Here is an 18261-nt window from a genome sequence, read left to right on the forward strand (position 1 = left end):
TGGAGTGAAGGAACAACGGGGGCTTTACCCCCGCGCCTTCTTCACCTTAAAATAAATCTGATAGGGTTCGTACCCGATATCCCGGATTCGCTTGAATTGGATGGCCGGGTCCTGGTCGACCGTCTTAAAGAAATAGCGCCAGCTCCCCCATTCCCGTTCATTCTCCATCTCCATCTCGGAAGCAATGTCTTCATTTTCCGCATATAGGATTCTTTCCGTCTCGCAAACGCCTGCCAGCACCTCGGGACCGTAACGGAAAGCGCCCGTGTTCTCATCGTCCGGAAGCGGAATAAAGCGGATTCCGATCGGAAGAATGATGCTGATCTTGTCGCCATCTTTCCATGTGCGGCGAATTTGATAAAATTGGCTGCTGTCCGCGGTTTTTCCATGAAACCCATCATTCACATAGATGACGGCCTCCGACTGGATCCAATCGGGAATCCGGCAGTTGACCGCGAACTCTTTCGGCCGGGACGTGCGTACCGCCAAATCATACTTTCGGTACGAAGGGAGATTTTCATGAAGGGCGGTGATCTCGTTAATTTCCTGATATCCCGTCGTGTTCGAGGAGGTCAGCATATTTCCGTTCATGTGATCCTGCGTTTGAAGGAGCCGGACCTCAGCGCCGTCGATCTCCGTCTTCAACTCGGAATCGAAATATTGGCATATGTAGATATCATTTTGATCTTTGTAATAGATGCCTCTGTTCCAGGCGGCGTTCGCCTGTACCATTGTGCCGTGACAGCAGAAGAAGCTATCCGTCTCCGTACTCCAGTCCTTGCGCAATCCGGCCTTCATGGGAAGGAAATACGTTAACAGCCCCGTGCTGGGATGGTTATGCTTATTACCGGTTAAACCGTATTCTTGATAATAGGCCTGCGCCATGATGCCGTTATACAGATTGTATTCGATATATTGCGCATAGGCAGCGTCGCCTGCATGTCTGAATAGGAACTCCGCCAGACGGACCATATTATACACCGTGCAGTGCTCCTGGTTTTTGTCCCCCAAGCGGGCCTTCATCTTCATCTTCGGCATCCAGACTTCACCGGCTGTCTGGCCGCCCGTCGCGAGTGTTCCTCTTTCCGTAACCGCGCAATTCCAATAGGCTTTGACGATATCCAGCCATCGCTTGTCGCCGGTTACTTCATAGGCCCTGGCGCAGCCAAGCACTTCCGGAATCGTCGTGTTCGCATGCATGTTCGTAAGCGGGTCTTTACCTTCCAGCAAAGGCCGAAAGAGCCTGCTCCGATAATAACGCTCAAGCAGCGTCCTGTATTTTTCCTTGCCGGTTATTTCCAGGAGATCCGCCCAAACTTCAAGCATCCCGCCCGTCTCCACGTCGAGAATATCATCGAATTTATCCCGGGAAAATGTGCCGCTCCATGCTTCGAACCAGTCCGCAAAATCATCCGCGATTTTTAATGCTTGCTCATTCCCGGCATACTGATACGAATCTACGAGCCCCATGAATAGCTTATGCAGGTTATATTGAGGCGCCCAGATTCCTTTTCCGTTTGAAATCCAATGCAAATATTTTTCGGGAATCGGACCTGCCCACTGCCCGCCGTTATCCTTCTGGCATTCGGCCAATTCATGAATGATAAGATCGGATTTCACTTTCAACTCCATGTCCCCGGTCTCATGAAAACGAATGGCTGCAGCCGAAAGCCAGTGGCCGAGGAAGTGGCCTCGCAGCTGACATACCGGCGATTCCCAGCCGCCATGCGCGCCATGCGGGATGTCCCTGCCCGAATATCTGCCGGCCTCCAGCTTATAATTAAACAGAAGATGATCGCTGTTCAGCTTCATCAGATAAGTCCGGTTCGCTTCTTCTCTGCGTCTTAATTCCCGGTCACGAATGTTAACACTTTCACCTTTCAGTTCTTCCACGATGGCACCTCCAGTTTGGTCGGTAAAAACAGCTGCCTGTCAAGCGCTGATGAGTTTGAGCGTTGTAATGCTTAAAAGCCCCGGCTATGAAATTCTTCGATGCCGGGGCGGATGATGTAAGGATTCCGATTAATTTAACGCTTCGCGGACCGATTAATGCTTGGCCGCTGCAAAATTCTCGAAGGGCGATTCGAGTGTATAGCTCCGTCCCGCCTCCACGGCCAACTCGACGGTACCGGTTCCGATGCCCCGGATGCGGCAAACGCCGGTCTGGGCGGCGTGAATGACGGCCCGCTGCAGCCGTCCCTCGGCCCAGTCCATATCCACCGTATAGCCGCCTCGTGCCCGAAGGCCGCGCACGCGGCCGTCGCCCCATGCCGCCGGCCAAGCGGGAAGCAGATGGAGCTCGTCCGAATGGCTCTGAAGGAGCATCTCGGCGATGCCTGCCGTCCCGCCGAAATTTCCGTCGATCTGAAACGGCGGATGATTGTCCAGCAGATTAGGAAGCGTAGAATGACCCAGCAGTGCCTGCACGTTCTCCCGTGCCTTGTCCGAATCCCGAAGGCGCGCCCAGAAGTTAATGATCCAGGCCCGGCTCCAGCCGGTATGTCCGCCGCCGTGAGTAAGACGCCGCTCGAGCGTGACCCGCGCGGCGGCCGCCAGCTCCGGCGTCCGCTCCGGCGTGAACTGCTTCCCGGGATACAACCCGAACAAGTGGGAGATGTGCCGGTGCCCGGGCTCCTCCTCCTCGTAATCCTCCATCCACTCCTGGATTTGGCCGTGCCTCCCGATCGCCGGCTGCGGCAGCCTGTTGAGTGCGGCGGCCAACTCTTCGCGGAACGGCTCGTCGATCCCGAGCACTCCGGCGCTGTCGATGCAGGCGCCGAACAAGGCGCTGATAATCTGAAAATCCATTGAGGCTCCGGCGCACAGCACTCCGGATTCTCCGCTCGGGAGTACATACGTATTCTCCGGGGATACCGAAGGACACGTAATCAATTGTCCGTCTTCACCTTCGATCAAATAATCGAGCAAAAACTCAGCCGCTTCTTTGAGCGTCGGATAGGCCTTGGACAGAAACGCCTCGTCTCCGCTGAACGTGTAATGCTCCCAGAGATGAAGACAGAGCCAGGCCGCGCCGAGCGGCCAGAAGGAAGAAGGCGGATACGTATCCTGCGGCGCCGTGTCCGCCCACAGATCCGTGTTGTGATGCGCGGTAAACCCGCGGCACCCGTACATGACCGCCGCCGTCGTTCTTCCCGGCTCCCGCATGCGCTCGATCAAATCAAACAGCGGCAGGTGGCACTCCGCCAAATTGCAATTTTCCGCCGGCCAATAATTCATTTGCGCATTGATATTGATCGTAAACTTGCTGTCCCACGGCGGCAGAAAATGGGGATTCCAAATGCCTTGAAGATTCGCCGGCAGCGAGCCCGGGCGGCTGGAGGAGATCAGCAGATAGCGTCCGAATTGAAAATACAACGAGACGAGCCCCGGATCGTCGTCTCCGCGCTGAACTCCCGCCAGTCTCTCGTCGGTAGCCAGCACCTCCTTGTCGCCGCCGTCTGAGCCCTTGATCTCCAGCTCCACCCGTTTGAAGAGGGAGCGGTAATCCGAACGATGCCGCTCCAGCAGCTCTCCGTACGGTCTTCTTGCCGCGGATTCGATGGCGGCCTTGCTCGCCCCCTCCGGATCCGGCGACCGGAACGACGTGCCCGCGGCAACGAACAGGATGACCTCATCCGCCTGGTCGACCAGCAGATATTCCCCGATCGTGCGGCTGCTGCCTCCCTTCAAAACGGCTTTTACAGCAGCGTGATAAGCGATCCCGCCTTCCCCGCCGCTGCTGCCGGCCATCGCGATCCCGTCCGATCCCCACGAATCGATTCGATCCATATATCTCCACTGCCCGCGATTCCATCTTGCCTTGAAAGCGATCCTCCCCGGCCGGTCGGCCGTCAGCCGAATGACGAGGACTTGATCCGGATAACTCGCGAACACCTCACGGGTGAAGAGCGCCTCATCCTGCAGATAGGAGACTCTCGCCAGGCCGCTGTGCAAATCCAGCTCTCTTCGATATTCCGAAGCCGTTCCGGACGATCCGAAGTCGAGCAGCAGATCGCCCAGGGGCACATAATGCCGCTGCGATTCGGGAATTCCCGTCAACGCCATGGAAGCCAGTTCCTGGGCTTCTCTGGGCCTGCCGGCCAGGATCAGCCCCCTGATTTTTGGAAGATTCTGAAGCGCATCCCGGTTGTTGCGGTCCCTCGGTCCCCCGTACCACAGCGAGTCCTCGTTCAATTGAAATCGCTCCCTGCCGACGTCTCCGAACACCATGGCTCCTAGGCGTCCGTTGCCGACCGGCAGCGCTTCGTTCCAATCCTTGGCAGGTTTTCTGTACCAGAGTTTATGCGGCTTTGCTGCTTGTTTCACGTCAACCATCACCTTTCCTTCAGAGCGGATGAAATCGATCGGAATTTCAAACGACGGCATTACAGCTCCACGACCGCTTTAATCACCTCGGACTCCGGTTTCAGCCAAGTTTCGAATGCGTCGATCATTCCGTCAAACGAAGAGCGGTGCGTCAAATACCGGCTCACATCAAGATGGGATGCGGCAAGCACATCCAGCACGTGGCGGAAATCGGCGGCTGTCGCATTGCGGCTTCCCATAAGCGTCAGTTCCCGCTTATGAAATTCAGGATCGGAGAAGGCAATGTCGCCTTTGACAAGTCCGACGTAAACCAGCTGCCCGCCGTGCGCGGTGAGCTCGAACGCGTTCATCATGGATGCGGCGCTGCCCGTAGCGTCGAACACGGCAGCCGGAAATTCGCCGTTTGTAAGCTCGGCAAGCCGCTGCTTCGCATCCGATTCCAGCGCGTTGATCGTATGATCCGCCTTGGCCCAAGTCCTGCAAAAGGCAAGCCGCTTCTCGTTGATATCCATGGCGATGACCGTCGCCCCCGCGTATTTGGCGAATGCCATTACGCCAAGGCCGATCGGTCCGGAGCCGATGACAAGCACCGTATCCGCGGCCGCGATTTCCGCCCGGCGCACCGCGTGCGCGCCGATGGCGAGCGGCTCCACAATGGCCGCCTCGTCCAGTGTCAAATGGTTGGCCTTCAACAAGTGCGAAACCGGAACGGCGATTCGTTCCCGCATCCCGCCGTCGCGATGAACGCCGAGCACCTGCATGTCCGTGCAGCAGTTCGTTTTTCCCCGGCGGCAGGCGAGACATTTTCCGCAGTGCAGGTAGGGGATAATCGAAACCTGATCTCCGGCCGCAAGCTCGCCGGTATCCGCATCGATCTCTTCGACCACGCCGGACAGCTCGTGACCCAATATCCGCGGATATTCAAAAAATGGCTGATTGCCTCTAAACGCATGATAGTCGGTTCCGCATATCCCGATTCGTCGAATCCGAACGATGGCATGGCCCTTCGTCAATTCCGGCTCCGGCAAATGCTCCGACATGCGAAACATGCCAACCTTTTCGCATATAATCCCTTTCATATCGCGGCCTCCTCTCTTATTCAAAGATGCTTTCGTTATACCGGGGCAAGCCGCTGACCCATGTTTGATTATGAATCGGTTTCAGAATATCAAGAACCTCCTGCAGCAATTCCCGGTCCATGGGCTCCTCCGTCCACTTTGCGTTTTTCGCGATATTGGCCGGATTGGCCGTACTGACAAGCGTTGTCGGGATACGCTCATTGCCCGTCGAAAATTGGATGGCGAGCTTCGCAATGTCTTCGCCGCGCCTCTCCGCAAATTGAGCGGCCCGCAGACAGGCTTCTTTCAGCTCCGGGCTGGCGGGGTGCCAGTCGGGGGTTCCGCGCGTACTCAGCAGTCCCATCGATATCGGGGACGCATTGACGAGACCGACTCCCCTTTCTTCCAAAAGCGGGAGAAGACGGAGCAGCGACGTGTCGTTTAACGAATAGTGGCAGTACGAAATAATGGCGTCGACCCGAACCTGCGGCAGCATCTGTTCAAACAAGGCGAGCGGCAAGCCGCAAATGCCGCTAAACCGTATTTTTCCCTGCTGCTTCAGGCGGTCCAGCGCCGGGATCGCTTCTTCCAAAATGATGTCCGGCGGAACGAATTCAATGTCATGCAGGAACAAGATATCGACATAGTCGGTATTCAGCCTCCGGAGGCTCTCTTCCAGGCTCGTTTCAATTCTCGCGCGCGAGAAATCGAACGTGTCCATTCCGTATCGTCCGGCTTTCGTGGACAGGTAGAATTGGCTGCGGGACATTTGACCGATGGCTTTGCCCAAAACGGTCTCCGCCTTGGTAGCCCCGTAATAAGGCGAAACATCGATATAGTTGATTCCCGCGTCGATCGCCGCATGAACCGTGCGGACCGCTTCGGCGTCATCCGTCTGACGAAAGACAGAGCCCAGGGACGAAGCGCCGAAGCTAAGCTTGGAAACCTGCAGTCCGGTCTTTCCTAATGGTCGGTATTGCATCCCATCACTCCGTTCATAAAATGGCCGTAAGGTACAAACCTGAAGCTGACTTCGTTATGCTTCCATTTTATCTGCAAAAATAGAGAATAAAATAGCTTAAAGTTGCAATTTTATTCTTGATTTTGATATATTAAACGAAATGCTTTCGATTGGAGATTTTGGCCAGCATGGACCCGATGCGCAAGCCTTTTCATTTGGATCCGGTTTTCCCGTTCGAACTGGTCCATAAAGGCATTCGAACCTCCGGCAACGAGCTTCCCAGCCACCTGCACGACTTGTACGAAGCGGTATATATTCATGAAGGCAAAGGGATGTTTTTTATCGATGACGCCCTTTACGGCAAAGGTCCCGGCGACTTGTTTCTGCTGCCCGGCAATACCGTGCATCGCGCCTATCCGTCTGCCGACGAGCCGATCGTGTCCACCGCCGTGTTTTTCGCGCCGTCGTTCGTGCTGACGGACGAGCTTGGAGACGAATACGATTCGCTCCGGTGCTTCGAAATTGCGCGGAAAAAGAAACTTTATAAAATCGAGCTGTCCAAGGCGCTGCGGCAGTCGATTCATGCGGCAATCGAAGCCATGGCAGCCGAGCTGAAAACGAAGGAACCGGGCTACCGTCATGCCATCCGGCTGCAATTGCAGCAGCTGCTGCTTGAGATCAACCGGCATCCGTCCATGAAAGAGCCGGCTTCCTCAACATCCCGGCTCGGCCCCCATTGGATGCAGAACGCTTTGCGGACGATTGACCGCGATCCCGTTCAATGCGGCGGACTCGCCGAGCTGTCAAGCCAGGCGTGCATCAGCGCCGCTCATTTCTCGCGCGTCTTTAAGAAGCTGACGGGCATGAGCGTGACCGAGTACGTGAATGCCAAACGGCTCGCCCGAGCCAAGGAGCTGCTGCTGACGACGGACGACAATGTCGAAACGATCGCGCAGGCGTGCGGTTTCCTGGGACTTCCGCATTTTTACGATCATTTTAAAAAAATGACGGGTTTAACGCCCAGGGCGTACCGTCATCAGGGAAACTAACCCGCCACAGGCTCGGCTTGTCAGGAATAAACAACAGGAGGGGAAACCGATGACGAATATCTTCTATGTGGAATATGATGCGGCGCACGCAAGCAGTTTTGTTTTCGATATCCCCGAAGGCCATGACGCCTGGCTCCTCGTCATGACCCAGACTCCCGCACTGTTCTGGGTCAATGGCGAACTAAAAGAATACCCGGCTCATAGCGCCATCCTCTATCGGCCGCAACAGAAAATCTATTATCGCGCCTGTGCCGAAGCCTACGTGAACGACTGGATCCGATTTGAGTCCGATGAAGCTTATGTTACGGAAACATCGCTTCCATTCGGCGTTCCTTTTTCTTTGGACGACCCCGAGTATTGCCATAAGTTATTTCAGCTGCTTGTCATCGAGCACTCGTTTAATAAGGATTACAAAGAATCGTCGATCGACTGCCTGTTAAGAACGCTGTTCAATAAACTTTTGGAATCTTACTTTCATGAGGGAATTACCCCCCAGTACTACAACCTGTTAAATCTTCGCGCAGCCATTTACAATAATCCCGGAAACCGCTGGACCGTTCCCAAAATGGCAAATTTCCTTCGCGTCAGTCCCGGCTACCTGCAAACCATTTATAAAAAAACCTTCCATATCTCCTGCATGGATGACGTCATCAACAGCCGGATCCGCCTGGCGAAAGAGTATTTGTTACACGGCACCCATACAATCGCCGAAGTCGCTTTTCGGTGCGGATATAATAACGTGGAGCATTTCAGCCGGCAGTTCAAACAAATGACGGGCTTTACGCCCGGAAAATTCCACAAGCATGCCTATGGACCATCCGATCTGCATGCAAGGGAAGCGACATGAAGCGTTTCTTCCGCTGCTGACGAGGTTCTTCCATTCATTTATTTGAGAGCGTTTCCACATTTATTTGTAGGATAACTATAAGATAACGGCCCATAGGATACAATGATATATCCTCACGATTTATTGATCTATTCGAATATGAGAACCGCCCTCATCACGGTGATGCCGCAGCCATAAAGAACAAGGGCTCCCTGTGGTGCCTTGTTCTTTATGAAGTTCGCGATAACGCATCCGACTGGGGGATTCACACGTTCCCGGTGGGACGGTAAATAAAGGTCTCCCCCGCCTTCACGCCGCCTTGAATCGTCTCATTCCGATATCGAAGCGTGCATGCCGAGCCGTTTGATGAACGGATGACGGCCGTCTCCAGCCAGCCTTTCGACCACGTCAAATCAATTTCGAAACCGCCCCGCGCACGAAGTCCCGTAACGGAACCGTTCAACCATTGAATGGGCAGCGCCGGCAGCAGGTCGATCACATATTCGGCTCCGCCGTCTTGATAACGGGCGCGGCTTTGAAGCAGCATTTCCGCAATGCCGGCAGAGCCGCCGAAATTCGCGTCAATCTGCATCGGAAACGGATCATGCTGATTCAGCATGTTCGGATTCGTCGAGTCTGCGAGCAGATCGACGATTCGGTCTCGAGCCCTTTGGCCGTCCCGAAGGTGCGCATACAGCGCGGAGCGCCACGCCGCCGGCCAAGCCCGGCTTCGTCCGTTGTTCCGAAGCTCGAGGCTGCCCTGCACGGCAGCGAACAGCTCCGGCGTGCCCTCCTTGGAAATCTGGCTGCCCGGATATAATCCGTACAGATGAGAGACATGCCCGTTATGGTCATCGGGGCGATCCCAGTCCTCGGGCCACTCTTGCAATTGTCCGTATCGGCCGATCTGCATCGGCGGCAGCCGGTCAAGCGCGGCTTGAACCTCGTTTGCGAAGTCGGCATCTTCCCGCAGCAGCCTGCTCGCAACCAGAAGACGCTCGAACAGGTCGCGAATCAGCTGGATATCCATCGTGGACGATACGTACAGATGCCGTCTGCGATTCAGGCCGTCGATATAGGCATTCTCCGGCGAATAGGACGGATTGGTCACCAGCATGCCGGCAAATCGGTGTCCTTCCGGCGCCTCAATCAGAAAGTCCAGCATAAACCTTGCCGCCTCTTTCATGGCCGGATAGGCCCGCTTTCTTAGAAAGTCAGGGTCGGGATTGTATTCATAGTGATCCCACAAATGCTGCACCATCCACAAACCGCCGAGCGGCCATATCCCCGCATACGTATCGACGGGCGCCGCCGCCCGCCATAAATCCGTGTTGTGATGGACGACAAAGCCTCGTGCGCCATAATAGATTTCGGCCGTACGCGAGCCGGCGATGCGGAGATCGTCGATCAAATCGAACAGCGGAAGGTGGCATTCCGGCAAATTGCCGACCTCGGCCGGCCAATAGTTCATTTGGACATTGATGTTCGTCGTCCATTTGCTGCCCCATTCCGGCCATTCCTCTTCATTCCAGATGCCTTGAAGATTGGAAGGCTGGCCGCCCGGTCTGGAGGAAGCGATAAGCAAATAACGGCCGTATTGAAAATATAAAGCCGCAAGCGCCGGGTCCTCACCTCGTCGAACGGAGCGAATTCGCTCATCCGTCGGCAGACTTTCCCTTGCGTTTCCTTCCCCGCTGCCCAATCGCAGCGAAACGCGATCGAACAGGCCCGCGTGATCTTCAACATGTTCGTTCAACAATTCCTCGTAAGAACGGCCTGCAATACGCGATAAATAGTGTCGGTTACGCTCTGCCGGATTTCCGCTGATATCGCGATAACTCACGAATCCGGTCGCTCCCGAGAAAACGAATGTTACCGCATCGGCGTTCATGATCCGCAGGCCGCCATCTTCGGCAATACACTCGCCTCCTTCGCAGCAGGCTGTGAGACGGCCTTCAAAGCTTAGCCCGGGACCTTCCCAGCCGGCGATCCAGTGCTTGGCCCCCTTGCGCGTGCCCGTCCGCCCGGCAAGGACAAGCGTTCCATTCCCGTCCGGCTGAACCGACGTATCCGGATGAACGCTGGACAACGAGGCATTCACGCATACAGTTCCCCGTGCGCTGCTTGTAAGCCGGATGATCATGCATCCGCTCGGGTGGGAGCAGAAGGCTTCGCGTGTGTACTGAACTCCGTCCGCTTCGTAACGAACCGTCGTTACCGCCCGTCCCAGGTCCAATTCGCGGTAGTAGCCTTCCATGTGCTGATGGCCCGGAAATTCCAGCCATAAATCGCAAAAAGGGATATACGCCTGCAAATTGACGGGATTGCCCATCATGTGCTCCAGATACATCTGCTCGGCTTCTTCGATGCGGTCCGCAAAAATCAATTCCCGGATTTCCTGTAAATACCGCCCGGCATCCGGACGGTTATAGTCGTGCGGAGCCCCCGACCACAGCGTCTCTTCATTAATCTGGATTCGTTCCCTTTCCGTTCCTCCGAACACCATCGCTCCAAGCCGTCCGTTGCCGATCGGCAGCGCTTCTTTCCATGACGAGCCGGGCGCATTGTACCAAAGCTTCATCGTGAACCCGCCTTTCCGGTCGTTCGGGATGCTTGCTCCCGATAAGATCCCGGCGTTGTGCCGACATATCGCTTGAAAATTTTCACAAAATGCTGCGGACTTTCAAATCCGACGTTCTGTCCGATCAGATTGACGGACATATGCGGTTCTTTCTCGAGCAGCGTCCGGGCCTTTTCGATCCGGGTTGAATTCAGGTACTGGATAAACGTCAAGTCGAGCTCTTTACGGAATAAGCTGGAAATGTAATTCGGATGCAAGCCCGTGTACGCGGCCAAATCGTCCAGCGACATCGGGGTATCGTAATGCTTGTGAATATACCCGGTAATTTTGTCCATATGCCCTTTAAATTCAATCGGTATTTCCGAATGCACGTTCATCTCCGCGGAAATGGTGTTCAGCAGGGCGATAATTTCCTCCTGATTAATCGGCTTGAGCAAATAATCGACCGCGCCTGCCCGAAGCGCCCTGCGCGCATACTCGAATTCATCGTATCCCGTCAAGATGATAAAACGGTCGCAATAGCCCGCTTGCTTCGCCTCGCTGATCAGCTCGAACCCGTCTTTTTCCGGCATGTTAAGGTCCGTAATGACGACATTCGGCGTAAAATGAGACATTTTATCCAGCGCCTCGAACGCATCCGATGCTTCCTCGATTTGCGAGAAGCACGTCGATGCCCCCGTTATGATTTTCGTGAGTCCTTCCAAGATGTAGGGCTCGTCATCGACGATCATCAGCTTCATCATCCGCATCATCCCTTTTCTTTTTCAGGAACATTCGAACTTTCGTTCCGGCCCCCGTCTCGCTGTCGATTTCCAGCCCAGACCGTCCGCCGAAGAAGGAACGAATTCGTTCCGCTACGTTGCGCAGTCCGAAACCGCCCCGCTCGCCCGAAAACGAATCCTCGGCCGGCGCGCCGAGCGTTTTGCGCAATTCAAGCAGCTTGGCCTCCGACATGCCTCCCCCGTTATCCTCCACCGTCAGGACATCGTACGCTTCCTCTTCCTCATACACTTCCGAAATCGTGATGGTGATCCACACCGGACGACGCACCTTGGAAATGCCGTGAACGATGCAGTTCTCGACAACGGGCTGCAAAATGAATCTCGGACAGAGAACGTTCTGCACACGCTCTAATCCGAGGATCTTGAACTGCAGACGGTCCTTCATACGGATGCGGTGAATGTCAAGGTAGCTCGCGACCATTTCGATTTCCTGCTTCAGCTTCGTTTCTTGATTCGCGGACGATAGACTGTACCGCATCAGCTGACCGAACGAAAACGCAATGCCGGCCACCTCGGGCACATTGTTGGCAACCGCCATCATGCGGATGGTTTCCAGCGTATTGTACAGGAAATGCGGCTTGACCTGCGCCTGCAGCGCCCGGTAGGCCGCTTCCTTGCGCAGCGCCTCCGCGCGGTGAACGTTGTCGATCAATTCCTCGATACGCCTGACCATCGAATTATAGGAGGAAGTCAAAAATCCGATTTCGTCCATATCGCCCGGATTGGGATACGCCTTCAAGCTGTTGTTTCCGACCGTCCGCATATGTCTGGCGAGACGGGACAGCCTCTTGGCGACGGAGGAAGCCAGCATATTGTACAGGAAAGACAAGCTCAGCAAAAGCACGATGACGAAAACGGCCAAATCGTTTTCCTTGATCTTGATGTCCCGGAACATATCGTTCTCTTTGGCGTACGCCGCCACATTCAGACCGAGATCGTCGATCCGCAGCTCGTTCGAGATCGTCGTTTTCCCGTGACCGGAACGTGCCGAGCTCAGAACCGCGAAGTCGCGAAAGGACTCGCTTTCAACGGGTTCGGATGCCAGCTGCACGATCTCCCCCCGCTTGTTCAGCAGGTAAACCTCCCAGCTGGAGTCCGCCCGAATGGCTTTCAGGAAATTCAGGAGGACGTTTACCGAAACCTTGATTTGCATAATCCCGATCTGATGGGTGTAATTACTGTCGTACAACACCTGATAGTAATAGAGCGACGTCAGCTTTGCCCCATCCTGGTGATAAAGCCAAACCCCCTGGTTTGGCTTCAGCTTGCCGATTTTTTGCCGCACGGCGGGATCGAGACGGCTCGCATCGGCGATATGGTTCGGAATCGCAAGCACATTCGGTTTATATTTATAAAGGGTTATGTCCGAGATATTGGGGTTTCCCGATAACAAATACATGAGCTGCGGATAAATATAGGACAAATAGTTGTAGACGCTTTCAGCATCGGTGCTGTAATCCCCGTCCAAGTAATCGACGATGAAGGAATTGGCCTGCACAAATTTGTATAACGATTCGTAATGAGCCAGGTCGACCTTCAGGTTGTTATAGGCCTGCTCCATAACCTGCTGATGGTTGATATCGATTTTGTCCATGATCATTCGGCTGACCTGATGGTAATAGAAAAAGCCGAACAATACCACCGGCAGGCAAATGATAAAAATATAGCCGATCATCATTTTCTTGACGATACTGATACTCGATAACCGGTTTTTGATCCCCGCCAGGTTTCTCCCCATCTCGCACCTCATGTCGTTATGTCTGATTGCCTATGACAAGTATAAAACAGGAGGCGGAGATAGGGAACGAAACGCGGATGATTCCAGCAATTACTTCATGAGGTCTTTCTTTTGCGCATACTGCTCAGTCGCCCATTGCTCATATTTGCCCATGCCGTATTGCTGAGCCGTATTTATCATATCCTGATAAGCCTGAACGGCTTCCTGCTCGGTTTTGGCCAAAATGATCTTTGCCCGCTGATTTTTGACCAGATCGTCGATTTTGGTTTTAATCGTCTGCTCTTCCGAATCGGCCGGTGCGTGAATGAGGCCCAGAACGGGACGGATTTTCGTAATCTTTTTGGTTTCGAGCAGCGCTTCCGTGGTCTGCGTGCCCGGCACATAAGCGCGAAGGCCTTCCGCGATGGCATCCGAATAAAAATAATACCATTTGAGCCCTTGCGAATTCACATAGTCGCCATCGTTCGGATTGTAGTTGAAGACGGGATAGCCTTTCGGATCCATATGCCATTGCTTTCCTTCCACACCCCACATGACCAGTTTTTTGCCCTCGTCGCTGGCCAAGTATTGGAGAAACTTGATCGATTCCTCAGGGTGCTTGTTGCTCTTCGTAATAAAAGTGCCGGCAAAACCGATCCCGTCGTTCACCAAAACCGCATCCGGACTGAGTGCCGTCGGCAGCATTTGCCACGTGTAAGGCTTGCCGCTCTTTTTTGCCGCCAAATTATCCGTGTCGGCGATGCTGACCGTATGCATATGGGCGAAAGCTTTTCCGCTGTTTGCATAGTCGTCGTCGATCTGGTCGTTGCTGAACGCGAAATTTTCCCCGATGATCAAGCCTTTCCGGTACAGGCTGTTCATGAACTTGTAGTATTCGAGCATTTTCGGATGGGTAATGAACATGTGCAGCTTGTTGTCATCGCCCTCGTACAGCTCCGTGCCGCCCACGTCGACACCGAATTGGGCTTTAAAATACTGCTCCATCCAGTTCGGATCCATAATGAGCGGAACCATATCGGGATATTTGGCCTTCACCTTCTCCAGCACATTCACAAAATCGTCGACCGTTTTGATCTGCGGATTGCCAAGCGCTTTCAAAATATCGGTTCGCACCGCCACGCCCGGATTTCCGTCGTTGCCCAAAGCGAACGGATTGGCATTCCATTCCTCTTGGGTGGCGAAAGCGTTGCGTACGGTATAAAATTTTCCGTCCGGGGCGCTGTTCACCAATTTCCGCGTCGGGTCGATCTTGAAATCCGGCGCGTACTTATTGATCAGATCATCCCATGGATAGCTCAGGTTCGAATTCGATAACCGGTCGACCTGATTTGCGGTGAAGATCAAGTCGGGCAGGTTGCCGGACGCAATCATGACGGGCAGCTGGTTATCGTCCGTCGAAACGGTAATATTCAGCTTGACCCCCGTCTTCTCCGTGATCATATCCGCGATAGGTCCCTTCCATTCTTTAACCGGGTACCACGGAAAGTCGATAAACATCGAAAGCTCTACCGGTTTCTTGCCTGTCGATGCCCCTGCCGAGCCGTCGCCCGTTTTGGCGGCATTGCCCGTTTCGCCGCCATTATTTCCGGCGTTCGTTCCGCAGCCGGCCAGCAGCACCAAAGCCAGCACCACGGACAGCGCTGCCGCTGCAAAGCTCTTTGTATTCGCCATGCGCATTTGTTAACCCCTCCATCATTTTTTTATTCCTTGACCGATCCCAGCATGATGCCGTGCACGAAATACTTTTGCAGGAACGGATAGACGCACAGGATCGGGGCGACCGAAACGACGAGCGCCGTCAGCTCAAGCGAATATCCCGTTACCGTCGATGCTCCGGCCGCATAAGCAACACTATTCGCCGGAACCTTGCTGCTGTTAATAATTTCGATCATGCGATAAGTAAGCGTCCGCAAATCGTTATTTTGCACAAAATAAGCCGAATCGACCCAGGAATTCCACTGCCCCACCCCGATAAACAAGCCCATTGTCGCAATCAGCGGCTTCGATACGGGAATCATAATCCGGGAAAATATCGTGACTTCGCCGGCGCCGTCGATATGGGCGGATTCCCGCAATTCCGCGGGCAGGTCGCGAAAAAAAGAAATGGCAATGAGCAGAAAAAACGTATTCAGCATGGTCGGAATGACATAAACCGAAAACGTGTTTAGCAGATGCAGGGAGCGGAGCACGACGTAATACGGAATCAGCCCCCCGGAGAAATACATCGCGATAATGACGAGCGTAAAATACAACCGGCGAAACACCAAATCTTTGGCCGATAGGCCATACGCCATCATCAATGTAAAAACGACCCCGAGAAATGCGCCGATGATCGTTCGGGCCACGGTGACCTCCAACGCCTTAAACCAGTTCGCGTCCGAAAAAAATTTGGCGTAATTGTCCAGTGTCAGGACTCTCGGCCATAGATACAAACCGCCGATGGTGGAATCCGTACCCGCGTTAAAGGACATCATGAACACGTAATAGAATGGATAAGCCGTCGTAATAATGACCAGAATAAGGAGGACGTGAATGATACTGTCAACCATCCAATCCTCTGCATTTCGCCTGGACAGCATGCGCGTTCACTCCCCCTTTAGAAAAGACTGGATCCCGATACACGCTTCGCAATCGAGTTGCTGAGAAACACAAGCGTAACGGAGATAATGGATTGAATCAAGTCGATCGCTGCCGCAAAGGAAAAACGCCCTTGGCTCAGACCGACCTTAAACGCATAGGTTTGCACGATTTCCGATGTCGGATTGTTGATATCGTTGCCAAGCAAGAGCGATTGCTCGAAGTTTGACCCGACCAATCCGCCGCCGAGAATACTGCCCACGGTAAGAATCAGCACCACGACAACCGTTCCCTTGATCCCCGGCAGCGTAATGTGGCGAATGCGCGCCAGCCTGCCCGCACCGTCAATTTGAGCCGCTTCGTAGAGCGAGGGATTGATGCCCGCGATCGCGGCGAGGAAAATAATCGCCCACCATCCCATTTCCTTCCAGGCCGCGCTGCCGACCGCAAAGCCCCAAAAGGAGTTCGGATCGGTCAAAATCGTCAGCGGCTTGCCGATAATCCCGATCCCCATCAGAAGACGATTGACAATCCCCACTTCGGAAGAGAAAAACGAGTAAGAGAGCCCTACGACGACGACCCAGGAAATAAAATGGGGCAAATAGCTCACCGTTTGAACGAAACGCTTAAAAACCATATTGCGAAGTTCATTAAGCATAATAGCAAAAAGAATAGGCAGCGGAAAGGTGAAGACGACTTTCAGGATGCTGAGCGCCAGCGTATTCCGGACAATTTGCCCGAAGCGGTAATCGGTGAAAAATTCCCGAAAGTTTTGGAGCCCGGCCCACGGGCTTGTAAAGATCCCCCGAATTCCCGTCACAATCGTGTACTGCTTGAAGGCCATCAAGATCCCGAACATCGGCGTGTAGGAGAAAATGAGCAAATAGACGATGCCGAGCAAAACAAACACCTGAAGGGTACGCTGTTTTTTGAAGCGTTTCCAAATACTCGCCTGGTCATGGATCGCAGGACCGGCCTGCGCGGCGTTTTCTTGAATGAAATTTCGTTCCATTTCATCCCCCCTTTCTTACTTTCATTATAATTGCAGCCCGCAAGAGGACGACAGACAACAAACTTAAGAAAGCGTTGTCAATTCTTAAGACGGTCTTGGATTCGGGACAAAACAAAAAAATCGCCTTCCATCCTGGCCGAATAGGCCAAGTAGAGGGCGATTCGCATTTTTGTGGACAATGTTGGTTGTTTCCAAACCTGCTCCTCGGAACGCTCGCAAAGTCGCAGACTACAGCCCCATGCGCGTTAAAGCGCCTTCAAACGAAACGTCGACGCGATTATCGCCGGTCAAATAGCGCCAAAACTTGGCGATCTGCACTTGATTCACACGGGATTCATCGCCGCACCAGGAGTGGTGACCCGCTTTATAAATGTAGTCCCGAATTTCCTTCTCGTTATATCCCTCCGTGTTGAACAGCGCACGCTGCTCTTGTCCCGGTCGCATGCGCAGCTTAAACACGTAGCGCGTCACATCGGTGAAATTCGGCTGTGCGCAATGCCAGATGCCGTGGTGCAAAAAGGCGATCGAGCCGGATTTCGATACAAGTCTGCGCTGGCCTGCAATGTTTTTGTAGCGGGCGATACTGCCGTTGCTAACCTTGCGCAAATGCGAACCGGGGAGCACAAGCGTCGGCCCCATCTCGTCCGGCGTATCGTGGGCGAAGTAGAAGGCTTGAACGTCAAACCCCATCGGGCGCGTATCGATGATGGAGTCGGCATGGTAAAACTGGCCCTTATGATGCTGCGCTTTGACGACATGCAAGAACGAATGATCGTAGACGGGGTTTGTGCCGACGAAGCTTTGCAGGGCGCCTTTCACCTGAGGCAGCTCGAAAATGTCCCGAATTACGCCGGAATCGAACCAGTAACGCCCGCCGCCGCCGGCGAATTCGCGCATTTCTTTTTCCGCGCGTTCGTTATATTCCTGGGGAACCGCCTCGTTTAGCACCAAGTAACCGTTTACGGCAAAATCGGCCATTTGCTTCGCCGTAAGCAGATGACGCTTTTCCACTGCACCGCTGCTCATTCGACCGTCACCTTTCTTTCCAGAACATATTCATAAGGCAAATGTCCCTGCTCGAATTCATGACCGCTTAGAAATACAGGCATCGTCGGCAGTTGAATCACGTTCCAACCGTCCCGCATCGCGTCAAGCACGGATTCATAAGGCGGTTCGCTGCTGTCTCCCGTCTGCATCTGCAGCGCCCCTTTCGGCTTGCTGCCGTCGTACAATGCCCATGCGACGGTCCTCGTTTCAAGATCCGGCTGAGCGAGATGCAAAATCAAAATTTGCTGCCGTGTACGGTTCATACGCTGTTAACCTCCCTGTAAAGTTTTAACGATCCGATACG

General features: G+C 54.0%; 14 protein-coding genes. 2 read left to right on the forward strand and 12 right to left on the reverse strand.

Annotation, left to right across the window (positions count from 1 at the left end; genetic code table 11):
• Nucleotides 1-24: 24 nt before the first annotated feature.
• The 4 genes from PD282_RS18510 to PD282_RS18525 all read right to left on the reverse strand — a co-directional run bounded on the left by PD282_RS18510 (nucleotide 25) and on the right by PD282_RS18525 (nucleotide 6366).
• A complete protein-coding gene (locus PD282_RS18510) occupies nucleotides 25-1893 on the reverse strand; it encodes a beta-L-arabinofuranosidase domain-containing protein (protein WP_274652116.1) in 1869 nt (622 codons plus the stop codon).
• Nucleotides 1894-2046: 153 nt separating this feature from the next.
• Nucleotides 2047-4335: a glycosyl hydrolase family 95 catalytic domain-containing protein gene (locus PD282_RS18515; protein ID WP_420832369.1), complete on the reverse strand. Its 2289-nt coding sequence runs from the start codon at nucleotides 4333-4335 to the stop codon at nucleotides 2047-2049.
• Between the two features lie 50 nt (nucleotides 4336-4385).
• The gene (locus tag PD282_RS18520; protein WP_274652118.1) at nucleotides 4386-5405 is read right to left on the reverse strand and encodes a zinc-binding alcohol dehydrogenase family protein; all 1020 of its coding nucleotides are present in this window, start codon (nucleotides 5403-5405) and stop codon (nucleotides 4386-4388) included.
• A 16-nt stretch (nucleotides 5406-5421) separates the two neighbouring features.
• The gene (locus tag PD282_RS18525; RefSeq protein ID WP_274652119.1) at nucleotides 5422-6366 is read right to left on the reverse strand and encodes an aldo/keto reductase; all 945 of its coding nucleotides are present in this window, start codon (nucleotides 6364-6366) and stop codon (nucleotides 5422-5424) included.
• A 167-nt stretch (nucleotides 6367-6533) separates the two neighbouring features.
• Between PD282_RS18525 and PD282_RS18530 the strand changes: the two genes are divergently transcribed.
• On the forward strand, nucleotides 6534-7394 hold the full coding sequence (locus PD282_RS18530) for an AraC family transcriptional regulator (RefSeq protein ID WP_274652120.1): 861 nt from the start codon (nucleotides 6534-6536) through the stop codon (nucleotides 7392-7394).
• 49 nt (nucleotides 7395-7443) lie between these two features.
• Nucleotides 7444-8241 carry a helix-turn-helix transcriptional regulator gene (locus PD282_RS18535; protein WP_274652121.1) on the forward strand — a complete coding sequence of 266 codons (798 nt, stop codon included), beginning with the start codon at nucleotides 7444-7446 and terminating at the stop codon, nucleotides 8239-8241.
• 244 nt (nucleotides 8242-8485) lie between these two features.
• On the opposite strand, the gene PD282_RS18540 is transcribed toward PD282_RS18535, so the two are convergent.
• The 8 genes from PD282_RS18540 to PD282_RS18575 all read right to left on the reverse strand — a co-directional run bounded on the left by PD282_RS18540 (nucleotide 8486) and on the right by PD282_RS18575 (nucleotide 18220).
• Nucleotides 8486-10801 carry a glycoside hydrolase family 95 protein gene (locus PD282_RS18540; RefSeq protein WP_274652122.1) on the reverse strand — a complete coding sequence of 772 codons (2316 nt, stop codon included), beginning with the start codon at nucleotides 10799-10801 and terminating at the stop codon, nucleotides 8486-8488.
• Nucleotides 10798-11544, reverse strand: coding sequence for a response regulator transcription factor (locus PD282_RS18545; protein WP_274652123.1), 747 nt, complete (start codon nucleotides 11542-11544; stop codon nucleotides 10798-10800). The genes PD282_RS18540 and PD282_RS18545 overlap by 4 nt, the downstream gene beginning before the upstream one ends.
• Nucleotides 11519-13321: a cache domain-containing sensor histidine kinase gene (locus PD282_RS18550; protein ID WP_274652124.1), complete on the reverse strand. Its 1803-nt coding sequence runs from the start codon at nucleotides 13319-13321 to the stop codon at nucleotides 11519-11521. Before PD282_RS18550 ends, PD282_RS18545 begins: the two co-directional genes overlap by 26 nt.
• Before the next feature lie 90 nt (nucleotides 13322-13411).
• Entirely contained in the window at nucleotides 13412-14998 is a 1587-nt protein-coding gene (locus PD282_RS18555; RefSeq protein WP_274652125.1) for an extracellular solute-binding protein, read from the reverse strand.
• A 23-nt stretch (nucleotides 14999-15021) separates the two neighbouring features.
• Complete coding sequence (locus PD282_RS18560; RefSeq protein ID WP_274652126.1) at nucleotides 15022-15900, reverse strand: carbohydrate ABC transporter permease; 879 nt, start codon at nucleotides 15898-15900, stop codon at nucleotides 15022-15024.
• Nucleotides 15901-15917: 17 nt separating this feature from the next.
• Complete coding sequence (locus PD282_RS18565) at nucleotides 15918-16910, reverse strand: ABC transporter permease (protein WP_274652127.1); 993 nt, start codon at nucleotides 16908-16910, stop codon at nucleotides 15918-15920.
• Between the two features lie 228 nt (nucleotides 16911-17138).
• On the reverse strand, nucleotides 17139-17936 hold the full coding sequence (locus PD282_RS18570) for a phytanoyl-CoA dioxygenase family protein (RefSeq protein WP_274652128.1): 798 nt from the start codon (nucleotides 17934-17936) through the stop codon (nucleotides 17139-17141).
• Nucleotides 17933-18220, reverse strand: a complete 288-nt coding sequence (locus PD282_RS18575; RefSeq protein WP_274652129.1) for a hypothetical protein — start codon at nucleotides 18218-18220, stop codon at nucleotides 17933-17935. The genes PD282_RS18570 and PD282_RS18575 overlap by 4 nt, the downstream gene beginning before the upstream one ends.
• Between the last annotated feature and the right edge of the window lie 41 nt (nucleotides 18221-18261).

Source organism: Paenibacillus humicola, assembly GCF_028826105.1.
GTDB classification, from domain to species: domain Bacteria; phylum Bacillota; class Bacilli; order Paenibacillales; family Paenibacillaceae; genus Paenibacillus_Z; species Paenibacillus_Z humicola.